At 34.9% G+C, this 20,289-nt stretch carries 18 protein-coding genes and 3 pseudogenes; 14 read left to right on the top strand and 7 right to left on the bottom strand.

Annotated features, from left to right (window positions below):
* The first annotated feature begins 51 nt into the window (after positions 1–51).
* From pheT to rpsI, 5 genes are all read left to right on the top strand, one after another.
* Positions 52–2,457, top strand: a complete 2,406-nt coding sequence (gene pheT, locus OCF95_RS05735) for a phenylalanine--tRNA ligase subunit beta (RefSeq protein ID WP_261105050.1) — start codon at positions 52–54, stop codon at positions 2,455–2,457.
* 235 nt (positions 2,458–2,692) lie between these two features.
* Entirely contained in the window at positions 2,693–3,586 is an 894-nt protein-coding gene (locus OCF95_RS05730; RefSeq protein ID WP_004257211.1) for an ABC transporter ATP-binding protein, read from the top strand.
* On the top strand, positions 3,583–4,782 hold the full coding sequence (locus tag OCF95_RS05725; protein ID WP_261105049.1) for an ABC transporter permease: 1,200 nt from the start codon (positions 3,583–3,585) through the stop codon (positions 4,780–4,782). Before OCF95_RS05730 ends, OCF95_RS05725 begins: the two co-directional genes overlap by 4 nt.
* A 214-nt stretch (positions 4,783–4,996) precedes the next feature.
* The gene (gene rplM, locus OCF95_RS05720) at positions 4,997–5,443 is read left to right on the top strand and encodes a 50S ribosomal protein L13 (RefSeq protein WP_001044624.1); all 447 of its coding nucleotides are present in this window, start codon (positions 4,997–4,999) and stop codon (positions 5,441–5,443) included.
* An 18-nt stretch (positions 5,444–5,461) separates the two neighbouring features.
* Positions 5,462–5,854: a 30S ribosomal protein S9 gene (gene rpsI, locus OCF95_RS05715; RefSeq protein ID WP_000075964.1), complete on the top strand. Its 393-nt coding sequence runs from the start codon at positions 5,462–5,464 to the stop codon at positions 5,852–5,854.
* A 131-nt stretch (positions 5,855–5,985) separates the two neighbouring features.
* Here the strand turns inward: rpsI and OCF95_RS05710 are convergent, their stop codons facing one another.
* Positions 5,986–7,140, bottom strand: a complete 1,155-nt coding sequence (locus tag OCF95_RS05710) for a site-specific integrase (protein WP_261101554.1) — start codon at positions 7,138–7,140, stop codon at positions 5,986–5,988.
* A gap of 51 nt (positions 7,141–7,191) precedes the next feature.
* Positions 7,192–7,710: a helix-turn-helix domain-containing protein gene (locus OCF95_RS05705; protein ID WP_000181350.1), complete on the bottom strand. Its 519-nt coding sequence runs from the start codon at positions 7,708–7,710 to the stop codon at positions 7,192–7,194.
* A gap of 146 nt (positions 7,711–7,856) precedes the next feature.
* On the opposite strand from OCF95_RS05705, the gene OCF95_RS05700 reads away from it, so the two are divergent.
* From OCF95_RS05700 to OCF95_RS05680, 4 genes and pseudogenes are all read left to right on the top strand, one after another.
* Positions 7,857–8,138: a hypothetical protein gene (locus tag OCF95_RS05700; RefSeq protein WP_000005472.1), complete on the top strand. Its 282-nt coding sequence runs from the start codon at positions 7,857–7,859 to the stop codon at positions 8,136–8,138.
* Positions 8,139–8,146: 8 nt separating this feature from the next.
* Positions 8,147–8,986, top strand: a pseudogene (locus OCF95_RS05695) (phage replisome organizer N-terminal domain-containing protein).
* 359 nt (positions 8,987–9,345) lie between these two features.
* Positions 9,346–9,678 (top strand): hypothetical protein, encoded by a 333-nt coding sequence (locus OCF95_RS05685; protein ID WP_001220782.1) that lies wholly within the window; start codon positions 9,346–9,348, stop codon positions 9,676–9,678.
* Complete coding sequence (locus OCF95_RS05680) at positions 9,659–9,853, top strand: hypothetical protein (protein ID WP_000469564.1); 195 nt, start codon at positions 9,659–9,661, stop codon at positions 9,851–9,853. The genes OCF95_RS05685 and OCF95_RS05680 overlap by 20 nt, the downstream gene beginning before the upstream one ends.
* Before the next feature lie 460 nt (positions 9,854–10,313).
* Here OCF95_RS05680 and OCF95_RS09920 read toward each other — a convergent pair.
* Both OCF95_RS09920 and OCF95_RS05675 read right to left on the bottom strand, forming a co-directional pair.
* A pseudogene (locus tag OCF95_RS09920) lies at positions 10,314–10,691 on the bottom strand (hypothetical protein).
* A gap of 251 nt (positions 10,692–10,942) precedes the next feature.
* Positions 10,943–11,116, bottom strand: coding sequence for a FanG protein (locus OCF95_RS05675; protein ID WP_071788300.1), 174 nt, complete (start codon positions 11,114–11,116; stop codon positions 10,943–10,945).
* A 28-nt stretch (positions 11,117–11,144) separates the two neighbouring features.
* Here OCF95_RS05675 and OCF95_RS05670 point away from each other — a divergent pair, with 28 nt between their 5' ends.
* Both OCF95_RS05670 and cadX read left to right on the top strand, forming a co-directional pair.
* Positions 11,145–11,759 (top strand): CadD family cadmium resistance transporter, encoded by a 615-nt coding sequence (locus tag OCF95_RS05670; protein WP_000615750.1) that lies wholly within the window; start codon positions 11,145–11,147, stop codon positions 11,757–11,759.
* Positions 11,760–11,770: 11 nt separating this feature from the next.
* The gene (cadX, locus tag OCF95_RS05665; RefSeq protein ID WP_000711088.1) at positions 11,771–12,109 is read left to right on the top strand and encodes a Cd(II)/Zn(II)-sensing metalloregulatory transcriptional regulator CadX; all 339 of its coding nucleotides are present in this window, start codon (positions 11,771–11,773) and stop codon (positions 12,107–12,109) included.
* Between the two features lie 503 nt (positions 12,110–12,612).
* On the opposite strand, the pseudogene OCF95_RS05660 reads toward cadX, so the two are convergent.
* From OCF95_RS05660 to OCF95_RS05650, 3 genes and pseudogenes are all read right to left on the bottom strand, one after another.
* Positions 12,613–13,008 (bottom strand): annotated as a pseudogene (locus OCF95_RS05660) (tyrosine-type recombinase/integrase); the annotation flags it as partial.
* Between the two features lie 295 nt (positions 13,009–13,303).
* Entirely contained in the window at positions 13,304–14,842 is a 1,539-nt protein-coding gene (locus OCF95_RS05655) for a response regulator transcription factor (RefSeq protein WP_261105048.1), read from the bottom strand.
* Positions 14,823–16,493, bottom strand: coding sequence for a sensor histidine kinase (locus OCF95_RS05650; protein WP_261105047.1), 1,671 nt, complete (start codon positions 16,491–16,493; stop codon positions 14,823–14,825). Before OCF95_RS05650 ends, OCF95_RS05655 begins: the two co-directional genes overlap by 20 nt.
* A 201-nt stretch (positions 16,494–16,694) precedes the next feature.
* On the opposite strand from OCF95_RS05650, the gene OCF95_RS05645 reads away from it, so the two are divergent.
* The 3 genes from OCF95_RS05645 to OCF95_RS05635 are packed head-to-tail and all read left to right on the top strand — an operon-like array spanning position 16,695 to position 20,101.
* Positions 16,695–17,612, top strand: a complete 918-nt coding sequence (locus OCF95_RS05645; RefSeq protein WP_000861542.1) for an ABC transporter permease — start codon at positions 16,695–16,697, stop codon at positions 17,610–17,612.
* 17 nt (positions 17,613–17,629) lie between these two features.
* On the top strand, positions 17,630–18,526 hold the full coding sequence (locus OCF95_RS05640) for a carbohydrate ABC transporter permease (RefSeq protein ID WP_001267167.1): 897 nt from the start codon (positions 17,630–17,632) through the stop codon (positions 18,524–18,526).
* A gap of 9 nt (positions 18,527–18,535) precedes the next feature.
* Positions 18,536–20,101: a type 2 periplasmic-binding domain-containing protein gene (locus OCF95_RS05635; protein ID WP_261083210.1), complete on the top strand. Its 1,566-nt coding sequence runs from the start codon at positions 18,536–18,538 to the stop codon at positions 20,099–20,101.
* Positions 20,102–20,289: the final 188 nt, after the last annotated feature.

Here is a 20,289-nt window from a genome sequence, read left to right as displayed (position 1 = left end):
TAGGAAAGGAAAAGAACTAGAGTGACAACGGTCATTCTGGAGAACTAAATTATGCTTGTATCTTATAAATGGTTAAAAGAATTGGTGGACATTGATGTGCCATCACAAGAGTTGGCTGAAAAAATGTCAACCACAGGGATCGAGGTAGAAGGTGTCGAATCACTGGCTGCCGGTCTCTCAAAAATTGTCGTCGGTGAGGTCTTGTCTTGCGAAGATGTGCCAGAAACTCATCTTCATGTTTGTCAGGTTAACGTTGGCGAAGAAGAAACCCGTCAGATCGTTTGTGGTGCCCTAAATGTGCGTGCTGGTATCAAGGTTATGGTGGCACTTCCGGGAGCCCGTATCGCTGACAATTACAAGATCAAAAAAGGGAAAATCCGTGGTTTGGAGTCACTTGGGATGATCTGTTCACTTGGTGAATTGGGAATTTCTGACTCAGTTGTACCTAAGGAATTCGCAGATGGTATTCAAATCTTGCCAGAAAATGCCCTTCCTGGGGATGAAGTCTTCTCTTACCTAGACTTGGATGATGAAATCATCGAACTTTCCATCACACCAAACCGTGCAGACGCTCTTTCTATGCGTGGAGTGGCTCATGAAGTGGCAGCCATCTATGACAAGGCAGTCAACTTTAAAGAATTTACTCTAACAGAAACTAATGAAGCTGCGGCAGATGCCCTTTCTGTCAGCATTGAGACAGACAAAGCGCCTTACTATGCCGCTCGTATCTTGGATAATGTGACTATCGCACCAAGTCCACAATGGTTGCAAAACCTTCTCATGAACGAAGGAATCCGTCCAATCAATAACGTAGTGGACGTGACCAACTACATCCTTCTCTACTTTGGTCAACCAATGCACGCCTTTGACTTGGATACCTTTGAAGGGAGTGACATCCGTGTGCGTGAAGCGCACGCTGGTGAAAAATTGGTGACCTTGGATGGCGAAGAACGTGACTTGGACGTGAATGACTTAGTTATCACTGTCGCAGACAAGCCAGTAGCCCTTGCAGGTGTCATGGGCGGTCAAGCAACAGAAATCTCTGATAAATCTAGTCGTGTCGTCCTTGAAGCTGCAGTCTTCAACGGAAAATCTATCCGCAAGACCAGTGGTCGCCTCAACCTTCGTTCTGAGTCATCTTCTCGCTTTGAAAAAGGCATCAATGTGGCAACAGTCAATGAAGCCCTTGATGCGGCAGCTAGCATGATTGCAGAACTTACAGGTGCGACGGTGCGTAAAGGTATCGTTTCAGCGGGTGAGCTTGATACCTCTGATGTGAAAGTTTCTTCAACTCTTGCTGATGTTAACCGTGTCCTCGGAACTGAGCTTTCTTATGCTGATGTAGAAGACGTCTTCCGTCGTCTTGGCTTTGGTCTTTCTGGAAATGCAGACAGCTTTACAGTCAGCGTACCACGTCGTCGTTGGGATATCACAATAGAAGCAGATCTCTTTGAAGAAATCGCTCGTATCTATGGATATGACCGCTTGCCAACTAGTCTACCAAAAGACGATGGGACAGCTGGTGAATTGACTGCGACACAAAAACTTCGCCGTCAGGTTCGTACGATTGCTGAAGGAGCAGGTTTGACAGAAATCATCACCTATGCTCTAACAACTCCTGAAAAAGCAGTTGAGTTTACGGCTCAACCAAGTAACCTTACTGAACTCATGTGGCCAATGACAGTGGACCGTTCTGTCCTCCGTCAAAATATGATTTCTGGTATCCTTGATACGGTGGCTTATAACGTAGCTCGTAAGAATAAAAACTTGGCCCTTTATGAGATTGGAAAAGTCTTTGAACAAACTGGTAATCCAAAAGAAGAACTTCCAAATGAGATTAATAGCTTTGCCTTTGCCTTGACAGGCTTGGTTGCTGAAAAAGATTTCCAAACAGCAGCAGTTCCAGTTGATTTCTTCTATGCTAAAGGAATCCTTGAAGCCCTATTTACTCGCTTGGGACTAGAAGTGACCTATACGGCAACATCTGAAATCGCTAGCCTTCACCCAGGTCGTACAGCCGTGATTTCACTCGGTGACCAAGTTCTTGGTTTCCTTGGGCAAGTGCATCCAGTCACTGCTAAGGCTTACGATATTCCAGAAACGTATGTAGCTGAGCTCAACCTTTCAGCCATCGAAGCTGCCCTTCAACCAGCTGCTCCATTTGTGGAAATCACGAAATTCCCAGCAGTCAGCCGTGACGTTGCCCTTCTCCTCAAGGCAGAAGTGACTCATCAAGAAGTTGTGGACGCTATCCAAGCTACCGGCGTGAAACGTTTGACAGATATCAAACTCTTTGACGTCTTCTCAGGCGAAAAATTGGGATTTGGTATGAAGTCAATGGCTTATAGCTTGACTTTCCAAAATCCAGAAGATAGCTTAACGGACGAAGAAGTCGCACGCTACATGGAAAAAATCCAAGCATCGCTTGAAGAAAAAGTCAATGCAGAAGTGCGTTAACTTATCAATCCATCCTTCGGGGTGGATTTTTGCTTTTCAAATAACAATTCGGGATCAAAAATAGACAGTTAAGGAACAGAGAAGATAAATTGGAGTTTACCAGTGTATAATGTACTCATAACTCAAAGTACCCTAAGATTTTTTACTAAAATGAGGATGATAAAAATGGACAGAAATCATTGTAAAGGCTATCAAAAAGGAGTATAATGAGTGCAAGACATTTCGGAGGTGAAAGATGCTAGAAGTAAGAAGTCTAGAGAAAAGTTTTGGATCCAAGCAAGTTTTGTTTGGTATTGACTTTCAGGCACGACCAGGTCGTATTTTGGGATTAGTCGGGAAAAACGGTGCTGGGAAGACAACGATTTTCCACAGTATTTTGAAGTTTTTAGAATACCAAGGAGAAATCAGTCTAGATGGTCAGGATATTCGTCAAGAGACCTACACTCGGATTGGCTATCTGCCTGAAGAACGCAGTCTCATGCCTAAATTGACAGTCCTTGAACAAGTTCGCTACTTGGCGACTCTAAAAGGTATGGATGCCAAGGAAGTCAAGGAAAAACTCCCTCAATGGATGAAGAGGTTGGAAGTGAAAGGAAAGCTGACAGATAAAATCAAGAGCCTGTCAAAAGGAAATCAGCAGAAGATTCAGCTCATCATTACTCTGATTCATGAGCCAGACTTGATTATCTTGGATGAGCCTTTCAGTGGCTTGGATCCAGTCAATACTGAATTGCTCAAGCAAGTCATCTTTCAGGAAAAAGAGCGCGGAGCAACCATTATCTTTTCTGACCATGTCATGACCAACGTCGAGGAGCTTTGTGACGATATTCTCATGATTCGAGATGGCCGTGTGGTCTTGCATGGGCCGGTCCAGGATGTCCGCAATCAATACGGGAAAACGCGTCTCTTTGTTTCAAGTGAACGAAGTAAGGAAGAATTGGAAAATCTTCCTCATGTCAAACAGGTGAGTTTGACCAAACAAGGCAGTTGGAAATTGATCTTAGAGGATGAGAGCGCTGGAAGGGAACTCTTCCCAATCTTGACTCAGGGGCAATACATCGCAACCTTTGACCAGCAAGCGCCAACAATTGATGAAATCTTTAAACTAGAATCAGGGGTGGAAGTATGAGAAATATGTGGGTTGTAATGAAGGAAACCTATCTTCGACACATCAAGTCGTGGAGTTTCTTCTTTATGGTGATTTCGCCGTTCCTCTTTTTAGCCTTATCTGTAGGAATTGGCTACCTCCAAGGGTCTTCTATGGCCAAGAATAGCAAGATAGCAGTAGTAACAACAGTGCCATCTGTGGAAGAAGGGCTCAAGGGTACTAATGGTATCAACTTTGATTATAAGGATGAAGCCAGTGCCCAAACTGCTATCAAGGATGAGAAAATCAAGGGTTACCTAACCGTCGACCAAGAGGACAGCGCCATCAAGGCCGTCTATCATGGTGAAACCTCTCTTGAAAGTGGCATCAAACTAGCTGTAACCAATAGACTAAATGAACTGCAATACCAACTCAATCGTTCGGCAGCTAATTTGTCTCAAGAACAGGAAAAACGCCTGAGTCAAACCGTTGATTTTACTGAGAAGATTGATGAATCTAAGGAAAACAAAAAAATTGTTCAAACCATTGCGGCCGCAGGGCTTGGTTTCTTCCTTTATATGATTTTGATTACCTATGCTAGTGTCACTGCTCAGGAAGTGGCTAGCGAGAAAGGAACCAAAATCATGGAGGTGGTCTTCTCTAGTATCCGAGCTAGTTATTATTTCTACGCTCGCATGCTGGCTCTGCTTCTTGTGATTTTGACCCATATTGGCATTTACGTCGTGGGTGGACTTGCTGCCATTCTTCTCTTTAAAGACCTACCAATCTTGGCACAATCTGGTATTTTAAACCATATAGGAGAGGCTTTCTCGCTCAACACCTTATTGTTTGTCTTGGTTAGCCTCTTTATGTACGTTGTTTTAGCAGCCTTCCTAGGTTCTATGGTTTCTCGTCCTGAGGACTCAGGAAAAGCCTTGTCGCCTTTGATGATTTTGATTATAGGTGGTTTTTTTGGAGTGACAGCTCTAGGTGCAGCTGGTGACAATCTCATCTTGAAGATTGGTTCATATATTCCCTTTATTTCGACCTTCTTCATGCCATTTAGAGCCATTAATGGCTATGCAAATGGGTTAGAAGCTTGGATTTCGCTTGCGATTACGATTGCTTTTGCAGTAACTGCAACAGTCTTTATCGGACGTATGTATGCTAGTCTCGTTCTGCAAACAGATGATTTGGGACCTTGGAAAACCTTTAAACGTGCCTTATCTTATAAATAGAAGAGCCTCGCGAAAGCGAGGTTTTTAGAGATAAAAAGAGTGGAATTCAGAAAAATATTTTTCATATCTATTGACTTTTAGGGGTGAAATTTGGTATTATAGTAGGCGGTATTGTTTACCCCATTTGAAAGGCCCCGGAACCTTCCAAATACTTTTCGATGGGAAGGAACACCCATCACCGTAAACAAAAATCGAACTATATATAGGAGAAATCATGAACAAAACAACATTTATGGCTAAACCAGGCCAAGTTGAACGTAAATGGTACGTAGTTGACGCAACTGATGTACCACTTGGACGTCTTTCTGCAGTAGTTGCTAGCGTACTTCGCGGAAAAAACAAACCAACATTTACACCACATACTGATACAGGTGACTTTGTGATTGTTATCAATGCTGAAAAAGTTAAATTGACTGGTAAAAAAGCAACTGATAAAATCTACTACACTCACTCAAACCACCCAGGTGGATTGAAACAAATCTCTGCAGGTGAACTTCGTTCTAAAAATGCAGTACGTTTGATCGAGAAATCAGTTAAAGGTATGCTTCCACACAATACTCTTGGACGCGCTCAAGGTATGAAGTTGAAAGTATTTGTTGGAGCTGAGCACACTCACGCTGCACAACAACCAGAAGTTCTTGATATTTCAGGACTTATCTAAGGAAAGGAACAATAAAGTATGTCACAAGCACAATATGCAGGTACTGGACGTCGTAAAAACGCTGTTGCACGCGTTCGCCTTGTTCCAGGAACTGGTAAAATCACTGTTAACAAAAAAGATGTTGAAGAGTACATCCCACACGCTGACCTTCGTCTTGTAATCAACCAACCATTCGCAGTTACTTCAACTGCAGGTTCATACGACGTTTTCGTTAACGTTGTAGGTGGTGGATACGCTGGTCAATCAGGAGCTATCCGTCATGGTATCGCTCGTGCCCTTCTTCAAGTAGACCCAGACTTCCGCGATTCATTGAAACGCGCAGGACTTCTTACACGTGACTCACGTAAAGTTGAACGTAAGAAACCAGGTCTTAAGAAAGCTCGTAAAGCATCACAATTCTCAAAACGTTAATCAATACGATTATATCAACGTTTCAAAGCACTTTGCAAAAATTTTGCAAAGTGCTTTTTTGTCGATTTTTGAGCTCAAATAGCTTTGTGATAACCTTCTGATAACCTCTTCTAAATTTTTAAAATCATGATTTATTTTGCTTTATTGAGATAGTCTGCAAATTTGTCAATAGAGTTTTTCTCACCAGTTTTTGTGGTGTGAGTATAGACATCTAATGTCACCTGACTGCTTGCATGACCGAGACGTTTTGATGTATTAGAAGGATCGATTCCAATTTCAGACATAAGTGTTGCATGTGTATGTCTAAACCCATGTGGGCTAATTGGTTTTAATTTATGCTTTTTAATAATTCGATTCAGTACGTTATTAATGTAATCAGCATGCAAAGGTTCAATTTTGTCATTACTTGATATGTAAGAGAACATATATTCATCACTAATATTCAGCTTTGTAAGAGGAAGCTGAGATTGTTCTTTCAGATAGAAATTTCTCCATTGCTTAATAATATCGATTGTCTCATCATCAAGATAGATTGTACGAACTGAAGATTCATTCTTTGTGCTCTTTTCAATCGCTTTACCGTCAATTCTTCCTAGACTTTTATCTATGTTCAATAGATTGCTGTCAAAGTTAATATCAGCCCATTTTAAAGCGTATAACTCCCCTTTTCGTAGTCCACTAAATGCAAGCAGTCTAAATAAAGCAAAATGTTTAAATGGCTCAGTTTCTTTCACTATATCAAGGAAATGATGTAATTCCTCCAGAGACCAAAAATTATCTGATCTAGTTTTTTTGATTTTAGGCATGATAACATTCTTCATTGGATTTCGATCAATGTAGTTCATGTTGATTGCAAAATCAAAAATTTTTGAGGTATAGGATTTTATCTGTTTGATATTTTTGAAAGTCTGAGATTTTTGTGTAATAAAGTTTTGACAGTCTAAAGGACTGATTTGGTCAACAAATTTATCTCCAAATATTGGTAGAATATGTATTCGATAGATATTCTTAGTTTGGGAAGAAGTTGTTTCTTCAACGGTACCAACATAGGCCTTAAACCATTCTTGATAAAGTTCTTTATAAGTGACTTTGGGGTTAGGTTTGTCGGTATTTACTGTGGGGGCAACGACACCAGCTTCTAAACGAGCTTCGTACAATTTTGCCTCTTTTTTGGTTTTGAACCCTCTCTTTAAGTGCCTTTTTTTCTTTCCATAAGCATCTAAGCCAATGTAAAAGCTGACATAGTAAAGGATTCCTTTTTTTGTTTTGTATTTGTGTATAGACATTTTTTCTCCGTATCTAAGTTTTCGGAGCTTATGTAATCGAGAAATGAGTGTCTATCTATTTTTTCTATCTTCTTGGCGGATAGCGTATTCGTCTGTTTTAATCCAGCTCTGCCAAACTTTAGAATCTTTATTTTGGTGATTCATATAATCTATAAACTCAGACATAAAACGTTTGTTTTTCTCAGCTAGGTATTCTGAGAATATATGACGAAATTCATCTGAAAAACTATCATCAAGTGGTAGTGTTAATGCCCTTTCGCCAAATTCGATACTCTTCTTTAACTTCTCCATATCGCTTTTAAAAGGTGTCACAGAACCAATTTTAGATGTTTTGAAACTATCTGTAACAATTTTAAGATTTGATGGAGCGTGTGGGTTGCTATCAAGTCCCATAATGTAAGCGACGGAAACATTAAAGTATTTTGCCAATTTTTCAGCATTATCTTTTTTAGGTTTGCGGATTCCTTGATTGTATCCAGAAAGTGTAGGATAGGCTATATTTGTAGCTTCGCTAATTTCTGTCAATTTTTTTCCGCTATTTTCTATCAGTTTAGTAATATGATTCGTCATAAGAACCTCCTTTTTATCATTATAACACATTTTATTCTTTTTGAATAAAAAGCTTGACAAAAATTCAAAAAGGATATATAATTCAAAATGAATAACAAATTAAATGGTTTCGGAGCTTATTTAATTTAGAAATGAGGTGTGAATTTATGTCGGAAACTACTTTAGTTGTCCAGCTTCCTAAAGAATTAGAGAAGCAATTACGTGCTCACTATGATGAGATGATTTCAAATGCTGTAGCAAGAGTATTTGAAGATAAAGAACTTTATAAACCTATGGTTCGTATGTCAGGTTTGTCTAGGTGGTTAGATGTATCTACGACAACAATCCAAAAATGGACGAAAGAAGGAATGCCAACCATGGTGATTGATGGAGTGACTTTATACGATAAAAGAGCAGTAACACGATGGTTGAAGCAATATGAAAGATAGGTACTCGTATGAATGGTGTTCAGTGGATCAAGATAACAACAGATATATTTGATGATGAAAAAATTCAGCTAATAGAATCAATGCCAGAAGGAGATACTCTTATTGTAATATGGTTTAAAATTCTGGTGCTTGCAGGAAAGCAAAATAATAGTGGCATATTAAGTCTAGGGAACAAGGTTTATTACACAGAAGAGATGCTTTCAACAGTGTTTAGATGAAAGGCTACATCTGTAAAATTAGCTCTCAGTATGTTTGAAGAATTTGGCATGATAGAAATAATAGATGGCGCTATTACCATTCCAAAATGGGAGAAACATCAGAATATAGATGGACTAGAAAAGATTAGGAAACAAACTAGGGAACGTGTTGCTCGTCATAGACAAAAACAAAAAGCACTAATTACAGGCGAGCCACAACTCGTTTTAGACTGTAACGTTACAGTAACGGATGAAAATGATAATGTAACGCAAGAGATTAAGAACAAGAGTAAGAATAAGAAAGAGATTGAGAATATACTGGATAATAGTTCTAGAAAGCCTGAAACTTATATTCCACCCAAATATTATTCTTTGTTAGAATCCATTTCTTATAAGTACAATGATAGATTTTTGTATCCTAACAATTACACTTTAACACATGCTCAGAAGATGAAGATAGGCGAGTATTTGGCTAGTGGGTATGTAACTAGTGATGAAGTCATTAGCATGATTGAACGGATTCCTGAGGATGCGACGTCTCCTTTGGCGTATTTATTTAAGTCTATGGAGAATTTAAAGCAGGAACGTATGCTGGAGTGCAAAGCTATTGCCCATGAAAATGCCCGAAAGAAGTATATGATAAATGAGTAGATATAGGACTGTTCTAAAGAAATGTTACATCACTGAGGAGCAAAATGAAATAGTGAATAACTTGATTGAAATGACAAATCATCTAAGTTTTTCCTCTTATGCCAGAAAAATGTTATTTAAGAGCTCGCCTATTTATCTTCAATTTGATTTTGAATCTTATCATGACTTTATATTTCAAGTTAGAAGAATTATCAATAACTTACGTCAGTTAGAAAGAATAGCAGAACAAAGTGAGGATTTGGATAATGTAAGGATATTTCACTACTGCGTTGAGCTGATGATAGAATATGAAAAGAAGACAAGTAAACAAGTGAAAGAACTTGTAAAACGACTAAATAAGAAAACGAGGTGATAGGACCATGAGAATAAAATCTGTGTTGAAACAGGTGTTTTTGACGGAAGAAGAAAATAAAAAATTAAATGATTGTATGAGGAAGGAAAATATTCGTAATTTTTCTGAGTTTGCTAGACAAAAATTAATACGAACAGATTTGAACATCCAAAAAGTCTCTTTTGAAGGTTTAGTTCCTTTAACAGAAGAGTTGGAACAAGTCGGAAAGAATATCAATTCTATAGCCCGTCTTGCAACTGTAGTTGGGAGAATAAGCTATGAAAACAAAATGGATATGTCTATTTTGATGCAAAAAATAGTTGATGTGATGGAGGAAAAAGATGTTTATTTTCAAAAGTAATATGGATAAGGATTTTGATCAGATATGTGAATACATATTGAAATTAAAGCGAGCAGAATTATTTCTTCATGGAATTAAACAACAAGATAAAACGAAGGCTCGTTTGTATCATGCGATGCTGGAATACTATGATGCTAACCATAAAAAAGAAAGACATATGAGAATTTTAAAATAAGGAAACGCTGTTAAAAATTTTGCAGCGTTTTTTATATATCTTCTTAAAATATTTGTACACACAAATGACAGTCAAATTGATTTTTGGGATTATTTTATTGAGAAGGAAAGATTTCTCATAATATGACTTTGCGAGCTCAGAGTCTGTATACACACACTCCCAAAATCATCCTAAAATTTGTATACACAAAGTGTATGTACTTTTTGGGATGATTTGAATTTTGGGGAATCCCCAAACCCCTGATGAATTATACGAGCAAAAAAATTTGGGAGTAAGTTTTAGAAAGAACTATTCTAAAGTATTTAAAATCTGACTTTAAGTAAATTTTTTATTATGTGACTATTAGCCTGTCTCACTCCGCTAGGTGCGAGACAAAAAAATACCCGCTATGCGGGTGTGTACTGACCCCCAAAAGTTAGACAGAAAAAATCTAACTTTTGGGGTCAGTACAAAAGCGTTTTTATTGTATAAAGAATATCAAATAGTTTGAGGGTTTTACTTGTCGCTGTATTTCTTCACTATCCTTTTTGTAATACTCCTGCTTTGTTCCTGAAATATCTACAGTGAATACGTCATCCTTGAAGGTATAATTCTCTTTTCGGTTTATGATATTAGAGCCAGTCGGTTCGATTGTTGCACTGTCTTTATCAATTGTAAAGGTGTCGGCCTCTCCTTTGTTGCTATTTCCTTTGTTACCTGAAATGGTAAAGGCAACTTCATTTCTACTCTCGTTTATTCAACGGTATTCGCCATCTAAAGAATTGCTTGATTGGTTAGAGCATGCAATTAATAAAATTGTAGATAGAGACACTAAAAGTAATGTGATAAATCTTTTCATTTACATACTTTTTATTTCTATATTATATTAAAGAAACATTACATAAGTAAGACAGTAATTTTTTAGGTTGATCTCTTTCTTTCGGGAAAATCATTATGTTTCGGAAAGTCAAGATTTTGTTATTATTTATGATATACTGGTACCGTAATTATATCCTTACAGAGGTTAAGTAAGGGTTTCAGTACACGTCAATAGATGTCAAAATATTGATTTTAAGCGATTTTTGATTTTTGGAAACTCATTATATCGCACTACAAATCAATAAAAACTGTACCTTTTTTAGATAAATATATTATCTGGATATTGAAGTTAAGCCCTGCTGTCATTTCGATGGCAGGGCTTTTTAATATTTGGTACACTAACTTCTTATCTATATTTTGGTGGATTTTAAGTTGACATCTACAAAGTTTAATGTTAGAATACATTCAAAAATATATTTGAATGAGGTATTTTATGATTCAAAATGTTGTTACTTCAATAATCCTGTATTCTGGGACAGCCGTAGACTTACTTATTATCCTAATGTTATTTTTTGCCAAAAGAAAAAGCAGAAAAGACATCATTAACATCTATTTAGGACAATTTCTAGGCTCTGTTAGTCTAATATTGCTAAGTTTGCTTTTTGCATTTGTCTTAAATTATATTCCTAGTAAAGAGATTTTAGGTTTACTCGGTTTGATTCCAATTTTCCTAGGTCTCAAAGTTTTGCTTTTAGGAGATTCTGATGGAGAAGCTATTGCCAAAGAAGGTTTGCGCAAAGATAATAAAAACCTGATATTTCTAGTCGCTATGATTACTTTTGCAAGTTGTGGTGCTGACAATATTGGTGTCTTTGTTCCATATTTTACTACCTTAAATTTAGCAAATTTGATAGTAGCTTTACTTACCTTTCTAGTCATGATTTATCTCTTGGTTTTTTCTGCCCAAAAATTGGCACAAGTCTCTTCTGTTGGAGAAATTTTGGAAAAATATAGCAGATGGTTTATTGCCGTTGTTTATTTAGGATTGGGGATATATATCCTGATTGAAAATAACAGTTTTGACATACTATGGACTATATTAGGCTAGGAGAAAATATTATGAAAAAAGATAGTATCTGCCAAGTGAATGTTATAAATCAGCAAAATATTACAACCGCAACGAACTACCTTGAAAAGGAAAAAGTCCAAAAATCACTTCGCATTTTAACAAAATTTACCGATAATAAACAGATAAATATCATCTTCTATCTTCTTGCTGTTGAAGAACTCTGTGTCTGTGATATAGCCTGTTTACTAAATCTCAGTATGGCATCTACTTCCCACCATCTTCGTAAACTAGCCAATCAAAACATCTTGGGCACTAGAAGAGAGGGGAAAATTATATATTATTTTATAAAAGATGAGGAAATCAGGGATTTTTTTAATCAACTAGGATAACAACTATTTTTACTACTTTTCCATGATTCTAGGGAGCTACTCTATGAAATTTTTTGATGAAAATTACTCACAAGAAATAATATATAGAACTGTTTAAATATCTTCAGGATAGAAAAAGAAATTGTCCAGGCACGAAGAAACTGTATATTTGTTGCTAAACTGTACATCATCTTTATGATACAGTATTTCGTATTTCTCAACTACATAAGCTCCGAAAACTAAAATGTGATAACCCTTTGATAACCTCTCGATTTTCAAAAGGATTATATATGTAAATATTGAGGATTTATCTCTTAAAATTACTCGATTTTAGTGATAATTTACCATAAATATCATAATGTAGAAAAAACCAGGTCTTAAGAAAGCTCGTAAAGCATCACAATTCTCAAAACGTTAATCAATACGATACTATCAACGTTTCAAAGCACTCAAAAGTTTACCTTATGGGTGCTTTTTTCGTGTTTTTTTGAAAAGTTTACCTCAAAGTTTACCTTATTTTCACCTTATTGTTTTAGAGACTTTAAAGCAAATTCACCTACTGTCATAGGAACTACATTAGAAGTATTTACATAAATCTGTGTTGTTCCTGTATCACTGTGTGTTAGAGCTTCAGAAATAGCTTCTAAGCTCATTCCTGCTTGTTTGGCAAGTGTCGCTCCTGTATGTCGCAGTTTATGAGGTGTAGCATGTGCCAGCTCTTTATGTCGCTTTCTAATGCTTTTCATTTTATTGTTTAGATAGTCAGCATGTAAAGGTTTGTTGATGTTTCCTCTAGTGTCTATATAAGTAAAGACAAATTGTTATGGATTACTGATGATGCCAAACTTTGCTAGTTCATATTTTTGTTGCTCTTTCTAAGAGGTAAGAAGCTGAAGTAAGTCATTAGAAATAGAGAAAATAGGAAATATTTCCATAATAAAACGCATATTATCAGGTTTCTTTGAACTGCACCCCAAAAGTTAGATTTTTTCTGTCTAACTTTTGGGGTGCAGTTCAGTAAAAGCTTGATAGCATACGTTTTATCCTATTATCCTAGAAATATTTACTGGGTTTTCTTTTCAAACTGACTTTTTAAGAAGTTGCCTTATCAACAATTTTAAAGAAATTTTTGAAGCTATCTTTGGAAAAACTGTAGAATTTCAAAAATTACTATAGACCTTGAATTTTACTTATCATTTCAATGATTTAGATTGCTTACATTTTATTTTGATATGTTTTACGGTAATCTCCAGGAGAAAGTCCAGTCCTTTGCTTAAAAATTTTAGTAAAGTAAGAATAATTATCATACCCTACTTGACAGGATACTTGTGATATCGAGATATTTGTTTGAGATAGGAGAGATTTAGCAGCATTAATGCGCTTATCCGTTATATATTTAACAAGAGTTTCTCCAGTTTCTTTTTTAAAAATTCTAGCTAAATGATCTGCACTGAGATAAACCATATCTGCTAATATAGAACGATTTATATCTTCATAGTAGTGATGATCTATGTATTCGACAATGCGTTGAATACTATTTTTTTGGTTTTCAAGGTTTGTTGCAAATTTCTTAGCATGTGACCAGTAATAATCAAAGTAATCCTGAAAAGATTCAATTGAATGAAAGCGTCGTTGGAATAGGAAATCATGAGTGCTGTTTTGGAATAATTTATGAGCTGAAATTCCATTTTGATCTAGATATATTCCTATTTGTTGAGTCCAATCTAGTAAAATTTGTTGTAGTGTGAAAGTAGGAATTTGAGAATTATAGGCAAGTGAATTAATTTTTTCTCTTAATTCGTATTCACTTAAGCTATCTAAAAAAGTAATTGAAAGAGTTTCTGTTTTAAAGGAAGTTGGAAAACTATGTGGAACACATGTAATAGTATTCCAATAAGAAACATATTGTTCATTATAAGTGTAGAGTTCTTTGGTATGAAATAAAATATCGGATATTTTATGGCAACTCTTATATATAATGTTTGAGTATTTACTAAAGTTATTGGAAATTTGAGAATGAATCTCATATGCCAATTTGTCACTACGTTTGGAAGAGTCTACTCTAAAGAGACAAACATATTGATCGACCTGGCTTTCCATTTTGAATAGACTTATCAGATTATAAGAAGGTTGTGAAATTCTTTGCAGTTCTCTTTTTAGTTGAGAAGTCCATGATGGAGTTTCTGCAGAATAATCTTCTTCATTAAGATTGATTGTTAAAACTGCAAGGAAAAAATATTGGTGTTTTTTAAGAATAAAATCTTGTTTGCTTGCTATGTTTTCTAGCTCATCAATGCGAGAAATTTGAGGTTTTCTAAGGTAATCATACCAGAAATTATCTTCTATTTGTAAAAGTGCATCATTTTTTCCGTTTAAGTTATGATTCTCAATTTTACTAATGGCTTTTTGAATAATAAATTCTAATTTTTCAAAGTTAATGGGTTTTAGATAGTATTCAAAGCTTTGCAATTCAATTGCTTTTTGAGCATAGTTGAAGTCGGCGTAATTGGTTAAAAAAATTGTTTTTATATCATATTTTTCATTTCTAATCCACGATAAGAGTTCGAGACCGCTACCTTGAGGCATTTCTATATCACTTATCATGAGATCAATAGGATGCTCTCTAATAATATTTTGAGCTTGAGTGAGGCTATAGGCAACATAAACAATGTCAATGTGTAGTTTATCCCAATTTATTTTCTCTCGTAAAGCTTCAATGATAAAACGATCGTCATCAACTAATAAGATGTTCATTATAACCTCCGTCTATAATCTTGTATGGAATAAGTAAAAGAATTTTAGCCCCACCTTCTTCATTATTTTCAAATGTAATAGTATAGTCGTTGGGATAGAGAAGATTCAAACGTTCGATGGTGTTCGTGATCCCAATATGATGTCCATCTTCTGTTATTAGAGACTGTTTCTGATTTAATTTTGATAAAATTTCTTCAGAGAAACCTGGACCATTATCTTCGATACAAATCTGAATATAATCTGAGTCCTCAGTTTTTACTTTTTTTATTGATAGTAAAATTGTAAATAAATCTTGAAATGAAAAACCGTGTTTTATTGTGTTTTCAATAAACGTTTGTAACAGTAATGATGGAACAAGAGTATTTTGTAAATCAGAATTGTAGTCTAGTGAAAAGTAGATACTATTTCCATATCGAATTCGTTGTATTTCTAAATAATCTTTAATATGCTGAACTTCATCTTTAAGTTCTGAAAAATCTTGATTAGCCATAAATAAATGACGGAGATAATTTGAAGTTAGGATAGTTAATTCTTCAATTTCCTTGTAGTTTTTTGTTTGAAGCATACTATGAATCATTGATAACATATTTAAGTAGAAATGCGGTCGGATTTGATTTTTAAGATAATTAAGTTCAATCTTCTTAAGTTCTAGTTGTGAATGATATTCTCGTATTTTTAATTCTTGCATGTCAAAAATTACTTTATTAAGTTTATCATTTGCCTTATCAATTTCTAGTATACCTTCAGATATAAAAAATTCAGAGGGGGGTATGGATTCTCCAAATTGAGAGAGTCGTTCAGTGAGTCTTGTTATCGGTTTAATCATCCATTGACGAATATACAGGATAATGATGATTGATAAAATGGTAATAATAATAGGAACGGCTGACAAAAATACTTCTAAGAGTGTGATATTTCTAAAGACTTCGGCATAATCGACTAAAACATAAATATCGAAAGGTAAATGCGTTTTTTCATTTTGAGCATGAATTAGATAGTTTTCGGAGGGTATATTGTTAGGCTCTTTTAGGGAAAGTTTACCATTATTTCCAATATTGAGTTTTTTGAGAGGTTTTAGGATATCTTCTGAAGATATGACGGCATAAATGATTTTTCCTTCGTAATGAACAGATTTAACTAAGTATTCACTGTTTTTAGTAGTTACATTTTTCCATTTACGGTCACTTATATCACTACGCAATGATTTTAGATTTGATTTTAACAGTAAATAATCTTCATATGGAATATAAAGATTGGAGACATTTATAAAATAATCAGTACTATCGGTTTCTAATAAGAATGTCATATGAGTTTCATTTTGATATTCAAACTCTGCAAAGCTAGTTTGAACTTTTTTGAGATTTTCTTGATAGTCAAGAAACGTTTGTACATGATTTAATTTCTCTAAAGATTCATTATGCGTTATTGTTGAGTACATAAAGCGTTCTACAGAATGCAATTTCTCATTAACAGAGTCAGCATAAATTTCAATCGAACTACGTAAGTGTACTATATTTTGGTTTTTAATAAAATTTCTGGTTATGTTACTCATAGCAATATTGATTAAAATATTTATCAATAGTAGTACAAGTAAGAGTTTAAAGAAAAAATGAATAGAATGTTTTTTTGATAACTCGTGATTTAATTTCATATACTAGTCTCCTATTTAAATTATAGCACTTTGAAAATACGATATCATGTACAAAACAGATATGTTTTATCAAGATGTCGGAAAAGTAATAGTTCTCAGAAATGATAAACTGAAAAATTGATAAACCTAGTCCAAAAAGTTATATTAAGGGAATTCTATATGGTGTAAAATAATCGTAGAAAATCAGATAGGAGGAAAAAAATGAAAGTAGCATCTCAACTTCATAAAATAAAATTAAAGCATAGTATTCCGTTATACATATTACTTTTTCCTTCAATATTGCTATTAATTTTATTTTCCTATATTCCCATGTTGGGATTAATTATTGCATTTAAAGACTATTCACCAGCTAATGGTATCTTTGCTAGTCAGTGGGTAGGATTTAAGTACTTTACTCAATTTTTTTCATCATTCCAATTCGGGACAACTATGTTCAATACATTAAAAATTTCACTTTATAGTATTGTAGTAGGATTCCCCTTGCCTATTATACTAGCTATAATCAGTAATCAGTTAAGAGTTGGGAAATTTAGAAAAATATTTCAAGTGACAACTTACTTACCTCATTTTATCTCTACAATGGTTATGTGTGGGATGATTATCTTATTTTTATCTCCTACTAGTGGTTTGTTAGCAAATGTATTTAAGTCTGTTGGAATTACTATTCCAGATTTTTTATCAAAACCTACTAGTTTTGCAGGTGTTTATGTTTGGAGTGATGTATGGCAACATATTGGTTGGGATAGTATTATTTATCTAGCAGCGCTTTCTGCAATTGATCCTACATATTATGAGGCTGCAACTATGGATGGCGCTTCTAGGTTACAAAAAATTAGGCATATAGAATTACCATTACTTTTGCCAACTGCTATGATTTTGCTAATATTAAGAGCAGGTAGTTTATTAAGTGTAGGGTTTGAGAAAGTGTTACTATTACAGAATCCTCTTAATTTAGCAGGAAGTGAGATAATTTCGACCTATGTTTATAAAGTTGGTATGGTGAATTTTCAGTATAGTTATTCGACAGCTATAGGGTTATTTAACACCGTAGTCAATCTAATAATTTTGTTATCTGTTAACTGGTTCTCAAAAAGATATACTAGAACGGGTCTTTTTTAAAGGAAGGAGTGCTTAAAGTGAGATGGTTTCATAAATCAAGAAAAACAAACTCTGAATTATTATTTGATATAGTTACCTATGGTTTAGCAATTTTCCTTATCCTGTTAATTGTTTATCCGTTATGGTTTGTAGTGATTGCATCTTTTAGTAATCCTTCAGATGTTGCAAATGGAAAGGTATGGTTTATTCCTAGAGAATGGAAATTAGATGGATATTTACGTCTTATTCAACAACCTTTATTCTTACGTAGCTATCTAAATACCATTTTATATACTGTTGTTGGTACCTTAGTTGCTTTAGTAGTCAATATTCCAGCTGGTTATGCTTTATCTAGAAAAGAATTAGTTGGTAGAAAATGGATGAGTATTCTATACATAATCCCTATGTTCGTATCAGGTGGCTTGATTCCTACCTACTTAACAGTAAAGAATGTTGGCCTAATTGATACATTTTGGGTAATGGTAATCCCTTTTGCGGTTTCATCATACAATATTATTGTTGCCAGAACTTTCTTTAATAATAGTATTCCAGACGGGATGTGGGAGGCTGCGCAAATTGATGGATGTGGTACAATTCGTTATTTTATTAAGATAGTCGTTCCTTTATCAAAAGCTATTATAGCAGTTATTGGACTTTGGACTGCAGTTGGTATTTGGAATTCGTGGTTTAATGCTTTAATTTATTTAACGAATGAAAATTTACAACCATTGCAATTAATTTTACGACGTTTACTAATTAGTAATCAAATGTTACAATCGCAAGCAACAGGAGAAGTTGCATCAGATCTTCGTATCAAAGCCGATATGATGAAATATGCAGCAATTGTTATTTCAACCGCTCCGATAATGTTGCTATATCCCTTTGTTCAAAAATATTTTAATCAAGGCGTAATGATTGGCGCGTTGAAAGAATAGGAGAAAAACATGAAAAATAAATCATTTACATATTTGTTCTTAGGAACAGTTACACTTGCTGGCTTAACAGCCTGTGCAAATTCTAATAGTGCGAATAAGGATGATAAGTCTGGAGAAGATTCTTATAAAATCACAACTGTTCGTTGGTCTGACTGGGGGGAAGATTATCATAAAGGTTTTCTAACTGATTCTGCCAAAGAATCAGGTATCGATGTTAAATGGGATACACTTGTAGCTGCAGATTGGGCAGATAAGAAATCTGTGTTGGTTGCTAGTGGAGATTTACCAGATGCATTTTTAGGTTCAAATGCTTTTACAGATTCAGAAATTGCTCAGAACCAATCTTTATTTATTCCATTGGAAGATTTAATCAAAGAAAACATGCCAAATTTAACTAAGGCTATGGAGAAAGAACCTAAGATTAAAGCTATGATTACTTCACCAGATGGTCATATCTACAGTCTACCTAAAAAATTACCGATGCGTCCTACTGTAGCTAATCAGCTATTTATTAATAAAAAGTGGCTGGATAATTTAGGATTAAAGGTTCCAGAAACTTATGATGATTTAGTAAAAGTACTACAAGAATTTAAGGATAAAGATGCGAACGGAAATGGAGACGCTTCTGATGAAATTCCATTCGGAGCAGGAAACTTTGATCCAACATTCTCATATATTCTTCCGTTCAATAATCGTTTAGGGGCAGATAATACATATGAAATGTCTGTAAAAGATGGAAAACCAGTCTACCTTCGTACAGAAGAAAGTTATAAACAAGGGATTGCAGCAATGCACGAATCTTATAAAAAAGGTTTGATTGATCCGGAAATCTTTACAGAAGATACCTCTATGAGTGTAGCAAAACGTATGGATAAGGGAGTATCTAGAGTAGGTGTTTCTAGTGGTTGGACAGCAGATGCAACGTTTGGCTTACATTCAAGTGAATATATTGCTCTACCTGCTTTAAAAGGTATGGATGGTAAACAATATGTCTTTTCTGATCCAGATCATTACAACTATGGTCGAAATGAAATTTTGATTACAAATAAGAGCAAAAACCCTGCTAAATTATTGAAATGGTTGGATAAATTATATACAGATGAAGCAAGTATTCAGAATTTCTATGGATCATTTGGAATAGCTACTGAAAAGAATGGTGATAAGTTTAAAGTGTTACCTCCTAAAGATGGTAAATCAGCTGATGAATGGGCATGGATTAATTCACTTCGAGATTTTGGTCCTAAATACGTAAGCGATGATATCAATAGTCGCGTAGAAATCGATCAAACACAAGGTGATGGATTGAAATTGAAGATGGACCAAGATTTGAAACAATTTGCGTTACCAGCTTACCCTAATGTGATTTATTCACAAGAAGAACTTAACAAATTATCATCAATCTATGTGAGTATTGAATCTTATGTCAAACAACAAGCATCTAAATGGGTAGTTGAAGGTGGCATAGAAAAAGAATGGGACTCATACAAAGAAACTCTTAAGAATATGGGATTGGACGAATTTATGAAGATTCAACAGGAAGCATATAATCGTTACCAAAAAGAAGTAAAAGAGTAATATTTTATATGAACTCTTGGTTGTATGAACAAGGGACTAGCTAATTACAGGAAGCGAGACTGATGACATCAGATTATCTCGCTTCCTTTATTCTAATTTTTAAAGAAATTTGGAAATGTTTTTTAAATAATTTAGGTAATATTTTTGTACAACTGACATTATAAAATATAGAGTTAAGGCAATCGATT

Origin of the sequence: Streptococcus mitis (genome assembly GCF_946188615.1) — a bacterium.
GTDB lineage: Bacteria > Bacillota > Bacilli > Lactobacillales > Streptococcaceae > Streptococcus > Streptococcus mitis_BZ.
The sequence above is the reverse complement of the archived record's forward strand: the minus strand, read 5'-3'. Positions and strand labels throughout refer to the sequence as shown.